The organism is Paenibacillus sp. FSL H7-0940 (genome assembly GCF_037979415.1).
In the GTDB taxonomy this organism is placed as follows: Bacteria; Bacillota; Bacilli; order Paenibacillales; family Paenibacillaceae; genus Paenibacillus; species Paenibacillus amylolyticus.
This window is the reverse complement of record NZ_CP150280.1, coordinates 2,290,024-2,302,435: the sequence shown is the minus strand read 5'-3', so window position 1 is coordinate 2,302,435 and position 12,412 is coordinate 2,290,024. Positions and strand designations below refer to the sequence as shown.

The following is a 12,412-nucleotide window of genomic DNA, read 5'->3' as shown; positions in this document are numbered from 1 at the left end:
TCTCAGCGTAACTGTACCTTTACGCATCCCCAGCGCAATCTTATGATTACTCAAAAAGTAAGCGCTACCAAGTTGAGCTGAAGTTCAGCACGATTTGGAGCCAAGAATGGGGGGATGATTCTGAGAACCACAATGACCAGTGAATCAAAGTCCGTGGAGAAACCGAGTAAACCGTTTGCCTTGAAGCAAGCATTAACCAGAAGCTGGAGGCGACATTGGCAGCTGTATCTGCTGATCCTGCCACCGATTGCTTACTTTATTATTTTCAAGTATGTACCCATGGTGAATGCGGTCCTGGCTTTTAAAGATTACAACGTCATCAAGGGGATCTGGGGCAGTCCATGGGCCGGAACCAAGTATTTCGAATTACTTTTTCAGAATCCGGCGTTTGTCACGCTGATCAAGAACACGCTTTACATTTCGTTTTACAGCCTGATCGTTGGTTTCCCGATTCCTATATTACTGGCGCTGGCGCTGAACGAAATCAAAAACATACGATTCAAAAAAACAGTACAAATGGTGACGTATGCTCCATATTTCATCTCTACTGTTGTTATGGTCTCCATCATTATGCTCTTTCTGTCTCCTAGGCTGGGTATTGTCAACACGATTGCAGGTGCCCTTGGTTTCGAAGCGGTGAATTTTCTCGGTGAGCCCGGACTGTTTCGATCCATCTACGTATTCTCCGATGTGTGGCAGGGAATGGGGTACTCGGCTGTGATATATCTGGCTGCTCTGGCAGGTGTTGATCCATCCCTGTATGAAGCCGCCAAAGTGGACGGAGCCAACCGAATACAGAAAATCATCAATGTTGATCTGCCTGGACTACTTCCGGCAGCCGTCATCATTCTGATCCTGAGTGTAGGGAATATCATGGCTGTTGGGTTCGAAAAAATATATTTGCTGCAAAATCCGCTCAACCTGTCTGCTTCGGAGATTATCTCCACGTATGTCTATAAAATAGGATTGCTGAATGCCAATTATAGCTTCGCTACTGCGGTTGGTCTGTTCAATTCGGTGATTAACCTGATTCTGCTATTAATCGTAAACGCGGTCGCCAAGCGACTGTCCAATACAAGCTTATGGTAACGGGAGCGAAAGGAGGAGAATCAACCCATGCCTAACACACAGACAAATGCAGGTCGTTCGCGGATCAAGAGCAGCAGCACGATTCGTGAATCCTGGGGAGACCGCGTATTTATAACGGTTGTTTACTTCATGTTGACAGTGGTGCTGATTGCCGTGCTGTATCCCTTGATATATATTGTGAGTTCTTCGCTTAGCAGCCCTGCTGCCGTCTCCTCGGGAAAAGTCTGGTTGTGGCCCATTGACCTGACGTTTGACGGTTACAAGTCTGTATTGCGGAATGATCAAGTTCTTACCGGTTATGCCAATTCCCTTTTTTATACAGCCTGCGGCACCTTCATCAGCGTGGCACTGACCATTATGATTGCTTATCCATTATCCAAAAAAACTTTTGTTGGCCGCAGCTCGTTAATGATGTTTATTACCTTCACCATGTTGTTCTCAGGCGGCTTGATCCCTACCTATCTGGTGGTCAAAACCATGGGACTGATAGATACCCGCTGGGCGTTGCTGATTCCCAACGCCGTCTGGGTATGGCAAGTCATCATTGCCCGCACCTTTTTTCAGAATTCGATACCGGAAGAATTGTCCGAAGCAGCAGACATCGATGGCTGCAGTGACATCCGGTTTATCTTCAGTATTATCCTGCCACTCGCCAAACCGATTATCGCCGTGTTGTCACTTATGTACGCTGTCGGTCAGTGGAATGCATACTTTGACGCCCTCATCTATCTGAAATCACAGTCGCTCTATCCGCTACAGCTGATATTACGCAGCATTCTTATTCTGAACAGCAGTACGGGGAGTATGGATGCATCGGAAATGATCAAACAGCAGCAGATGGCTGAACTCATGAAGTACTCGTTAATTGTGATGGCCAGCTTGCCGGTGCTAATCATCTATCCTTTTGTTCAACGGTATTTCGTGCAAGGTATGCTGATTGGCTCAGTTAAAGGATAAGTTCATTTTTTCTATTATTCATGAAGGAGAGGATTATATTGAAAAAAGCGGGATTCATCATTCTTGCCTGTATGCTGTTTACCTCGTTGGTACTTGCCGGATGTTCAAGCTCTGATAAGGGGAACGGGGAAGGCAGCGATCCGTCAGGCAAGACGGCGATTAATGTGTTTGCTCACCAGGGTTCGGATACCAATCTGTCCACTAACAAATTCACGAAGAAAATGGAAGAGAAGTTTGATATTCAGTTCAACTGGACTACGGTTCCATTCGACGGTGCAGCGGAGAAAAGACAGATTTCACTGGCTTCCGGTGATTATCCGGACTTGTATCTGCTCATCCCTTGGGTAGATCGTTTCTCCCAGACAGACTTGTTGAAGTTTGGTCAGCAGGGGGTTATTTTGCCGCTGAATGATCTGATTGAGGAGCATGCTCCCAATATTAAAAAAGTGCTTGAAAGCAATGACTATTATCGGGCCATGAACACTGCTCCTGACGGAAATATCTATGGTCTGACGGGTCTGAATGAATGTTTTCACTGTTCATACCCAAACAAGATGTGGGTCAACACCAAATGGATGGAACAACTGGGCCTGACCGAACCCACGACGACAGAAGAATTTAAGGAAATGCTTCGGGCATTTAAAACGAAAGACCCGAACGGGAACGGCAAAGCCGACGAAGTACCGCTAAGCGGTTCGACTGAAAATTTCGGTGTGCACATTATTCCGTACTTGATGAACGGTTTTATCTATGACGACGATCGGAATTATCTCATTGTCAATCAGGGGAAAGTGGAGACCGTAGTGAACAAACCGGAGTGGAAAGAAGGGCTTGCCTATATTAAATCCCTGTACGATGAAGGGTTGATTGATCCAGGGGCATTTACCCAAAACGTCGGGGCCTTCAAAAAAATTGGAGATAACGCTGATGCACAGCTTCTCGGTGCGGGAGCAGCGATGCATCCATCATTATTCGTAACCACTGCCGAAGGTTCTCCTTACGGGAATGATTATAATCCCATCCCTCCATTGAAGGGACCCCATGCTGCTTATGCTACGTACAACTATCCGATTGATCCCGGAGCGTCTTTTGTACTGACAAACAAAGCCAGTGAGGAAACACAGATCGCGGCCATAAAGCTGCTGGATTATCTCTATACCCAGGAAGGAACCATGGCATCATATCTGGGAGAAGAGGGCGTAAGCTGGCGCAAACCACAAGAAGGAGAAGTGGCGCTCAATGATCAGATTGAGCCGTTATATAAAGCCATTCCGCTTCCTTCTGGAGAAGAACCTCGTAATGACAGTTGGGCTGCATTAAGTCAGTACAATCATTATCAGGCATATCGGGACTCCGAAGTACAGGGGACAGACATCTATGCCAATGATGGTGGTGAGCGACGTCTCTATGAGGCGACATTGTTAATGGAGGGCAAGGAACCAAAAGAGATTTTCCCTCATTGGGCATTGTGGGTAGATCCGTCCCAAGCTGATGAAGCCAGCATGATGCAGACCAATCTCAAGGATTACATCGATCAGAACGCCCTGCAATTTATTACTGGCGCCAAAAGTCTGGATAAGGATTGGGATGAATATGTGAAAGGCCTGGAGGGATTGAACATTAATCGATATCTGGAGATTATGCAGTCTTCCTATGATACTTCTTCTGTCTCCAAATAATTAAAGTATCTGGATCATACAGAGCGGGAAAAGTTACTGCCTGTATTTGCACAACCAAACGCGTTCCCGGTTCGCAGTCAACATATGCGAGCCGGGAACGTTTTTTATTGATATAGATTAAATCGTAATATCGTTGCATTTTTCTTAAAATTCAGTGATTGAACCTGTCCTGCAAGCCAAATGTTCACAGGACAGGTTCAACGGCTCATGCACATTTCCTTAGTTTAGTACATGCGATATCTTCCGCTTAGAGCGAGCATGCTGAAAAAATACAGGCAATTGTCGTAATAACGTCGCTCTCCTTGACGCAGAGGTGTGTTCCAGAACTTGCGAACGAATGTGTCAGCATGTGGACCGTCCGCAGCCAGTGAAGCCATGGCATTGGTAGCCAGCAAACCTACAGGATGCAGTGAAGGTTCGTCGAAAGGTTCACCTTCTATTGTATAACGACGATAATCGGACATTTCAATATCACTGAAGAAGGATTGAATCCGATTGGATTGTTCGATCTGCCAGTGATCCTTGCGGAACCATTCCCAGTCCAGCGCTATATTTGCAGCAACACGGTAGGCATCACTGTAAAAATGTCTGAAATCACCATGCGGCTGTATTGGAGCCGGAGAGCCGTCATAGTTCGCATATTCAGGTGATAGTCCCGTTACGGGATGGCAGGCTGTATGAAGGTAAGCGCGACTAGCGGCCGCCGCTTCTTTCCAGAAGCGCTGATCTTCTTCATCCGCATATTTCGCGAATAGTTCATAAAAATGAGGCAGATGGTAGGATGGGTCGCTAAACGGTGTTTCTGGTATGAATTTGATCAGTTTTGTTTCCGGGTCCCACATGGGATCGCCTTCGCCGTCTTCGCCTTGATGTATACATGCACGAAGAATCTTGCGGGCTTGTGCCTTGTAATCATAAGGTTCAGCGCCATCGCCCCAGCGGTTGGAGGCAAAAAAAAGCGCCATGGCAAAAAACTCCTCACCATCAGGAGCAGGACCTTGCGAGAGTTGGGTTCCGTCAGGCTTGCAATGCCAGGCAAAATAATCTTTATAACGACCCGCTTTATGTTGCATAAACGAGTGTGAGAAATTCCAGAGTCGATCAAATTCCTCTTTTTTGTCCATCTGAACAGCCATCATCATGCCATAGGACATGCCCTCGGAGCGAACATCGAGATTACCAGTGTCCAGCAAATAACCCTTATCCTCACCCATGGGGTAATATATTCGAGTATTATCATCGCCGTAAAACAGCTCGTTCCATGTTTCTTCCAATCTGTTCGTGATCTCATTCTCATCGTAGCCTAGCTTCAAGAACAGATTTGTATATGTACCCGTATCCCACGCGCCTTGACCCGTGATATTCATGAGTATCCTCCTTCATCAATGCGGTTTTTCAAAATTATAACATGGAAATAGTATACAAATTAAAGCGTTTACATGAAAAATTATAGGTGTTCATATCTGCATGTCATTGTACTCAAATTAAAATGATATATTGGTTAAAATCCTATACTTTGTCAGGTTGTTGTAAAATTATGTAAGGGATACACTTTGGGAGAAGGATCACATCTGATCTAATAATACAAGCTGTGATTCTTTAAAAGTTGTTTGAGGATGGTCAGAATCTAAACCGGAAGGATGTGATGATGATTTATGCTCCAGGATTCAGGAGATGCAGGTGAAAACACGGAATTCACTGCACCGCGCGATCCAGTTGGAGTGACAGCGTCGGCAGTCAAGCCCGCAATTGATTTTGGGTCACCTAGATATCGCGACATGATTGGCCGATCTCTTCTGAACAAAGGAAATAATGTCAGATTAAAACGAGCCATTGAGAAGGCAAAAAACGGCGAACCTGTCGTTATCGCTTATATTGGAGGCTCCATTACCCATGGTGCTGGTGCAGTACCTATTCATCTCCAAAGTTACGCTTATCGGTCGTATGAGTCGTTCAAGTTTATGTTTGCGCTTTCAAAAGATAGTCCGATTCATCTGATTAAAGCAGGTGTGGGTGGAACTCCTTCAGAACTGGGGATTGTACGTTATGATCGTGATGTGCTGAGGGGAGGTGCCGTTCAGCCGGATATTGTCATAATCGAATTCGCAGTCAATGACGCAGATGATGAAACCCAAGGTAAATGTTACGAGAGTCTGGTACTCAAAGCACTTACTGCCGATAACAAGCCAGCGGTCATCTTGTTATTCAGTGTATTCGAAAATGACTGGAATCTACAGGATCGTCTCGCTCCGGTAGGCTGGCATTATGATCTGCCAATGGTAAGTGTGAAAGATGCTGTCGTAGATCAGTTCAATAAGACAAAAGGTGAAGGCAACGTTATTTCCAAAAAGCAATTTTTCCATGATATATATCATCCAACTAATATAGGGCATCGAATTATGGCCGATTGTTTGGAATATTTGTTCGACGTGACGAATCGTTCTGAGTGGGATGAGAAAGATCATCATATTGAAAAAGCTCCGCTAATTGGGAATGAATTTGTTAATGTGAAGCTGTTGGATCGGAAAAATGGCAATCATATTGCCCGAATCGATGCAGGCTCTTTTTGTAAAACGGACACGGATCTGCAGATGGCTGAGATGGATGCCCATGACTATGGTACACCTCAGTTCCCCAACAACTGGATGCGTACAGGAGAGGGAGAAGAGGATCAGAGTAGCTTTCGGATAAGTTTGCAGTGCAAACGCCTCATTCTGATCTTCAAGGATTCTGGTAACGATGAATTCGGAACTGCACATATCAAGGTAGATGGGGTATTTGTCCAAAAAGTCGATCCGCGTCAAGTAAACTGGACCCATTGCCATGCCACACTTCTGCTTAACGAAGAGCATGTGGGGGAGCACTCCATCGAGATCGAAATGGCGGAAGGCCATGAACATAAATGCTTCACCATTCTGGGTTTTGGCTATGTGGATTAACTGAAGACTGATAGTCACTCATATGTTCGGAGGAAAAGAGAATGGAATTGATCTCACCAGCAGTAACGGGATATGACCAGTATCGGGAGAATATACCACGTGGAGTCATGGAGACGGTAGAATATCCTTCCACCACGGTTGGCAATTCCCGTAAAGCGATGGTGTACACCCCACCAGAATTTTCTTCGACAACGATGTATCCTGTACTTTTTCTTTTGCATGGTATTGGCGGAGACGAAACCGAATGGCATACTCATGGTTCTCCGCAAATTATTCTCGATAATCTGTACAACGATAATATGCTTGAACCGATGGTTATTGTTTTCCCCAACGGTCGCGCAATGTCGAATGATCGAGCCGTAGGAGACCTGTTTGAACCTGAGAAAATCAAAGCATTTAAACGGTTCGAATCCGATCTGCTCAACGATTTGATACCTTACATGGAGTCGAACTACCCTTTGCATAAAAGCCGGGATAAAAGGGCGATTGCTGGTTTATCCATGGGTGGAGGTCAATCCTTAAATATCGGATTAAGTAATCTAGACCATTTTGCATGGATCGGTGCTTTCTCCGCAGCCCCAAACACCAGAAGTCCGGAGCTACTTGTCCCTGATCTTTCGAAAGCGCCTTCATTGCTCTCGCTATTATGGATCTCTTGCGGTGAACAGGACAATCTTATAGAGATTAGTCTTGGGGTTCACCAATATTTGGCGCAACACGGAGTACCTCACATTTGGCATGAGGAAAGTGGAGGACATGATTGGCCCGTGTGGAAGAACGATCTGTATCTGTTTTCGCAACGTCTTTTCAAGTGAATTTGCTGAAGAACATTCATATCGGATTGTAGCATCAACCAAATCTATTAAAATATCAGGAGGTATCATCCATGTTCAAATTCGGAAAAAAATTAATGACCGTTGTTCTCGCAGCTTCCATGAGTTTTGGTGTCTTCGCAGCAACATCAAGCGCAGCAACAGATTATTGGCAAAATTGGACAGATGGCGGAGGAACGGTCAACGCCGTGAATGGATCGGGCGGGAATTACAGCGTGAATTGGCAAAATACTGGGAACTTTGTTGTCGGGAAAGGGTGGACATATGGTACGCCTAATCGAGTGGTCAATTATAATGCCGGCGTATTCTCTCCTTCAGGTAACGGCTATCTCACCTTCTATGGTTGGACTAGAAACGCTCTAATTGAATATTACGTGGTGGATAGCTGGGGAACGTATCGTCCTACCGGAACGTATAAGGGCTCGATGACTAGTGATGGCGGCACATATGACATCTATACAACGATGAGATACAATGCACCTTCCATTGATGGTACTCAGACTTTCCCTCAGTATTGGAGTGTTAGACAGACCAAGAAACCAATCGGAGTCAATTCTACCATCACGTTCAGTAATCATGTGAATGCATGGGCGAGCAAAGGGATGTACTTAGGCAACAGCTGGTCCTATCAGGTGATGGCAACGGAAGGTTATCAAAGTAGCGGAAGCGCAAACGTGACGGTTTGGTAAAAATGATGTGATGCAGTTCAACTTCTGCACCTGCATTTGAAATTCAATTTTCCGGTAGCGTTGAGTAACGTTATTCTCCAGACTAACGGACCTCGACGTTCCCGGATTTAAGCTAGTAAAGGAGAATAATTGAATGAAGAAGCTGGTATGGTTAACTTTAATCGCTATAGTTGTTAGTCTAAGTGCTTGTTCAGCAAGTAATACGAAATTAAGCGATGACTTGGTATTCGTCGAAGGAGGAGCCTTCAAGAGCAGTAAGCCGAGTCAGATCGATAGGAATGAAACGCTGGATTCCTTCTATATTGGCAAATACGAAGTAACTCAAAAAGAATGGATGGAGGTTATGGGGGAAAACCCTTCTGGCTTCAAGGGAGATGACCTGCCTGTTGAAATGGTCAGCTGGTATGACGCAGTGGAATACTGTAATCAAAAAAGTATAAAAGAAAACCTGAAACCTTATTACAATATAGATAAAGACAACCAGGACACGAATAATCACAATGAAAATGACACTATAAAATGGAATGTAACGATCAACGAGGACGCCAACGGTTACCGTTTACCCACAGAGGCAGAATGGGAATACGCTGCAAGCGGAGGTCAAAAGAGCTTAAATTACACATACAGCGGAAGTAACAATCCTGATGAAGTTGCTTGGTACTGGGTAAATGCCGGCGAGAACATTCTGACGGGTGACTGGAGCTGGCCCGCTATTGAGAGCAATCGTAATCAAACCAAAAAAGTCGGAACTCAGAAGGCGAATGAGTTAGGAATCTATGATATGTCTGGGAATGTGAGAGAATGGTGCTGGGACTGGTACAGCGATTCGGAGAGTCCAAATCAAACTTGGCGAGTTGTGAAAGGCGGAGGCTGGATCGGCGGTGTCAATAACAATGAAATATCATTTCGAGGCAAATTTGATGCAAATGGTTTTGGTCCCGATCAAGGATTCCGTATTGTACGTGGAGAATGAAAAATCTTTCTACTGACAATAGATTACTTCTGAGCTAAACCTATACTTTGTCGGGTGAAAACCTATAGTTTAACAGGTTGTTGTACAAAAATGTAAGCGTTACACTTGAATTGTTAACCCGGCGCTTCGCTACAATCGGAGCGTTCTTATAGTACGGTCCGATGGAACCATGTTCTATGTTATTGATAAATGACGATGAGACTGGTAGAAATTTTGTTCTCCAAAGTTGTGCGAGCAGACAACAATCCTGCTGTTGTTCTGCTGTTTAGCGTTTTCAGAACAACTGGAATCTACCTATTGATATAGATAAAATACATGCAGCTGATCAAGGACAAAAGTGAGGTGAGCTAATGTACAAGGTCATTGTCGCGGATGATGAGCCGTTTATGCTAGAAGGATGGAGAACAATGATTGACTGGCGAGCTTGTGGATATGAACTCTGCGGAACGGCAACAGATGGGGAGGAAGCACTTGCTTTATTCAACTCGGTTGAACCGGATCTTGTCGTCACGGATATTCAAATGCCTGTTATGGATGGTCTTGGTTTGATTCACACCTTGCGAGAAGATCTCGCCTATACCTCTAAAATTGTTATCGTTACAGGATACTCCGATTTTAATTACGCGAAGCAAGCCATACGGTATCAGGTCGATCAGTACGTGCTTAAACCTCTTGTTCCCGAGGAGATTCATCAAATCCTTATGGACATGATTGAACCTCTGGACAAACGCAGAAATGAGCAAAAACAGCAAAATGGAGTCATGGTTACAGATGAAGCCTATGAGAATCATCTTAATGAATATCTAATAAGCGAAGAATATGATTTAGAGCAAATGATGAACATCTCCAAAGAGATCTTGGCGTTGATTGAAGCAGAAAATACGTATTCTATCGATATTGCAGTGAGTGCACTGTTAGAGAAAAGTGAGAAAGCAGAGGTTTCGTTGGAATGGATACATCATGTCATCCGATATATCCATGGGGAGTTGCTACGTAAATATGGAAAAAGAGAGGGTTGCAGAGAAATACTATGTGAAAAAGATTGGCATGAGGCTGCGAGTTGGTCTTCCGGCACATTGCAAGATCTGTGTGTTCGACTGTCCAAGCAACTTTCCCAGTCTGAATTGAAGCAAAAGACGGGTACGGGAGGGCTGGTTGCAGAAGCAGTGAATGAATTGAAGCAGCACTATCGAAGTAAAATTAAATTACAGGATGTAGCTAATCGTATTCACGTGAATTCTGCCTACCTGGGTCAACAGTTCAAGCGGGAGATGGGGGTCAGTTTCAGTGACTATGTGCACCAGCTTCGTGTTGAGGAGGCCCGTAAACTCCTGCGACGTACTAATATGAAGATCACTGACATTGCATTCAGGCTAGGATATCATGATGCTGAATATTTCACCCAAAAGTTCAGAGCGCATACAGGGGAGCTTCCGTCAGTCTATAAAAACAAAAACCAAGGGTGATTATATGCGTCATAAATTCTGGATGTTCAGTAAGGTTAATGATATTCCTCTCCGATCCAAATTTCTGCTTATTTATGTACTTAGTATTCTCCTTCCTGTAATAACGATTAATATCTTCTTTTATGAACGAACCTCTGCGGATATCAAGATTAGAGAACAGGAAAATCTGCGTAAATCCATCGACAGGGCTGCGGGGGAACTGCTAGGTATGATTGATGAGAGCGTTGCCCTGAGCCGAATTATTGCAGCAGACGATTCGCTCTATGAGGCACTGGATCGGACCTATCACTCCCCCGTGGATTATTACAACGTCTACCATGCATTCCTGCGAGATAAATTAACACGGTACATGTCAGCGAATATTCTGGAGGTGCGTATCTATACGGATAACGATACCATTCAGACGGGCAGTCATTATATCGTGATGAAAGACAAGAATGTACTCCCTGGATTGAAACAGCTGAAATCCACCAGTGGAGGCATTCTTGTCGTTGATTATATTGAGCCATCCGGATTTAACGCGGGAAGAAGAATCAGTGTGATTGGCAAAATGGATACCTATACTTCCTATGCCAATTACAACAAGTATTCCAAGATTGATCTGGAACTTAGCCGGGTGTACAGCATTTTAAATCGTGAATCAGACAGTCTTCAGCTGCGACTGGTGGACAGCAACAATCGAACTGTCGTTTCAAGTGGGGAGTTCAGCGAAACCGATTTATCCCCCCTTGATAATGAATCAATGCTCAAGGAATCTGGAGATTCTGCTTACACGCTCGAAAAATCGTTGGGGAATCTAGCCTACCTAAAGGGTTGGAAATTGATTGGAGTTGCCGATACGCGTCACCTTGACCACCTTTTGCAAGAAGCCTTTAAATCAATTCTGGGGTTGCTGGCATTAAGTATCGTGGTCCCCTCTGTATTGATCTACATTATTTTGCGTTCCTACCACTATCGGATTCGCAAGTTATCCAGACATATGGAGAAGGTTCGTAACGAACGATTCGATCTGATTGAAATTCACGAAGGCCGCGACGAAATTGGCGGGCTTATTCGTACATTTAACATCATGATTGGTAAAATTCATACGCTGATTAATGACGTATATAAACTGGAAATCCGTCAAAAAGATCTGGAGCTGGATCAAGTGAGGACTGAATTGTCCATGCTCCAGAGTCAGATGAATCCCCATTTTTTATTTAACACATTGAATGCCTTGCTGGTCGTTAGTACGAAGAATGGATATACGGAAGTAATTGAGATTATTAAAAGTCTGTCCAAACTGATGCGACAGTTGCTCAGTCATTCTGACAATCTGATTCCTTTGCAAGAAGAGCTGCAATTTACGAATCTTTATCTCCAGATTGAGAAGTTTCGCTTTGGAGAGCTGTTTGATTACACCTTCGAGGTTGATCCTGATGCAGCTTCGTTGCTCATTCCCCGCATGAGTATTCAACCGCTCGTCGAAAATGCATGCAAACACGGCTTGCAGGCGCGAAAAAATGGAAGAGAGATCAAGATAACGGCGAGACGAAACGCTTCTGAACTGGTTATTCAGGTGATCGATAATGGAATCGGTATGGATGCAGGGAGACTAACCGAGCTCCTGCGAGATATTCGTTCTGAAAGACCCAGGAACGGCGAGCATGTAGGACTCCGCAATGTCTACCGCAGGCTGGAACTCTTTTATGAAGGAAATGCGATATTTGATCTAAGCAGTGTACCTGGAAAGGAAACTATTGCAGGGTACCGTATACCGATCTCCAAGCTGGAACAGAGGAAATAGG

10 protein-coding genes are annotated in these 12,412 nt (G+C 44.5%); 9 read left to right on the top strand and 1 reads right to left on the bottom strand.

All coding sequences use genetic code 11. From position 1 onward, the window contains the following. Positions 1 to 234: 234 nt before the first annotated feature. From MHB71_RS10110 to MHB71_RS10100, 3 genes are read left to right on the top strand one after another with little or no spacing between them, the layout of a single operon-like run. Positions 235 to 1,089, top strand: coding sequence for an ABC transporter permease subunit (locus tag MHB71_RS10110; RefSeq protein WP_076212151.1), 855 nt, complete (start codon positions 235 to 237; stop codon positions 1,087 to 1,089). Between the two features lie 27 nt (positions 1,090 to 1,116). Continuing rightward, positions 1,117 to 2,046, top strand: coding sequence for a carbohydrate ABC transporter permease (locus MHB71_RS10105; protein ID WP_036615892.1), 930 nt, complete (start codon positions 1,117 to 1,119; stop codon positions 2,044 to 2,046). 38 nt (positions 2,047 to 2,084) lie between these two features. Continuing rightward, complete coding sequence (locus MHB71_RS10100) at positions 2,085 to 3,725, top strand: ABC transporter substrate-binding protein (RefSeq protein WP_036615889.1); 1,641 nt, start codon at positions 2,085 to 2,087, stop codon at positions 3,723 to 3,725. Positions 3,726 to 3,949: 224 nt separating this feature from the next. Here MHB71_RS10100 and MHB71_RS10095 read toward each other — a convergent pair whose 3' ends face one another. Further along, positions 3,950 to 5,092 carry a glycosyl hydrolase family 8 gene (locus tag MHB71_RS10095; protein ID WP_340029477.1) on the bottom strand — a complete coding sequence of 381 codons (1,143 nt, stop codon included), beginning with the start codon at positions 5,090 to 5,092 and terminating at the stop codon, positions 3,950 to 3,952. Positions 5,093 to 5,380: 288 nt separating this feature from the next. On the opposite strand from MHB71_RS10095, the gene MHB71_RS10090 reads away from it, so the two are divergent. From MHB71_RS10090 to MHB71_RS10065, 6 genes are all read left to right on the top strand, one after another. Beyond that, a complete protein-coding gene (locus tag MHB71_RS10090; protein ID WP_340029476.1) occupies positions 5,381 to 6,664 on the top strand; it encodes an SGNH/GDSL hydrolase family protein in 1,284 nt (427 codons plus the stop codon). Positions 6,665 to 6,705: 41 nt separating this feature from the next. Beyond that, a complete protein-coding gene (locus MHB71_RS10085) occupies positions 6,706 to 7,479 on the top strand; it encodes an alpha/beta hydrolase-fold protein (protein ID WP_127548532.1) in 774 nt (257 codons plus the stop codon). A 71-nt stretch (positions 7,480 to 7,550) separates the two neighbouring features. Beyond that, entirely contained in the window at positions 7,551 to 8,186 is a 636-nt protein-coding gene (locus tag MHB71_RS10080; protein ID WP_100526251.1) for a glycoside hydrolase family 11 protein, read from the top strand. Between the two features lie 133 nt (positions 8,187 to 8,319). Next, the gene (locus tag MHB71_RS10075; RefSeq protein ID WP_036671125.1) at positions 8,320 to 9,159 is read left to right on the top strand and encodes an SUMF1/EgtB/PvdO family nonheme iron enzyme; all 840 of its coding nucleotides are present in this window, start codon (positions 8,320 to 8,322) and stop codon (positions 9,157 to 9,159) included. Positions 9,160 to 9,509: 350 nt separating this feature from the next. Continuing rightward, complete coding sequence (locus tag MHB71_RS10070) at positions 9,510 to 10,625, top strand: response regulator (protein ID WP_101313769.1); 1,116 nt, start codon at positions 9,510 to 9,512, stop codon at positions 10,623 to 10,625. A gap of 4 nt (positions 10,626 to 10,629) precedes the next feature. Next, the gene (locus MHB71_RS10065) at positions 10,630 to 12,411 is read left to right on the top strand and encodes a sensor histidine kinase (RefSeq protein WP_036671130.1); all 1,782 of its coding nucleotides are present in this window, start codon (positions 10,630 to 10,632) and stop codon (positions 12,409 to 12,411) included. The last annotated feature ends 1 nt before the right edge of the window (position 12,412 follow it).

Excerpts from the sequence above, each read along its gene's own strand:
- MHB71_RS10105 (WP_036615892.1), top strand. The coding sequence starts at position 1,117 with ATGCCTAACACACAGACAAATGCAGGTCGTTCGCGGATCAAGAGCAGC.
- MHB71_RS10095 (WP_340029477.1), bottom strand. The coding sequence starts at position 5,092 with ATGAATATCACGGGTCAAGGCGCGTGGGATACGGGTACATATACAAAT.
- MHB71_RS10090 (WP_340029476.1), top strand. The coding sequence starts at position 5,381 with ATGCTCCAGGATTCAGGAGATGCAGGTGAAAACACGGAATTCACTGCA.
- MHB71_RS10085 (WP_127548532.1), top strand. The coding sequence starts at position 6,706 with ATGGAATTGATCTCACCAGCAGTAACGGGATATGACCAGTATCGGGAG.
- MHB71_RS10080 (WP_100526251.1), top strand. The coding sequence starts at position 7,551 with ATGTTCAAATTCGGAAAAAAATTAATGACCGTTGTTCTCGCAGCTTCC.
- MHB71_RS10075 (WP_036671125.1), top strand. The coding sequence starts at position 8,320 with ATGAAGAAGCTGGTATGGTTAACTTTAATCGCTATAGTTGTTAGTCTA.
- MHB71_RS10070 (WP_101313769.1), top strand. The coding sequence starts at position 9,510 with ATGTACAAGGTCATTGTCGCGGATGATGAGCCGTTTATGCTAGAAGGA.
- MHB71_RS10065 (WP_036671130.1), top strand. The coding sequence starts at position 10,630 with ATGCGTCATAAATTCTGGATGTTCAGTAAGGTTAATGATATTCCTCTC.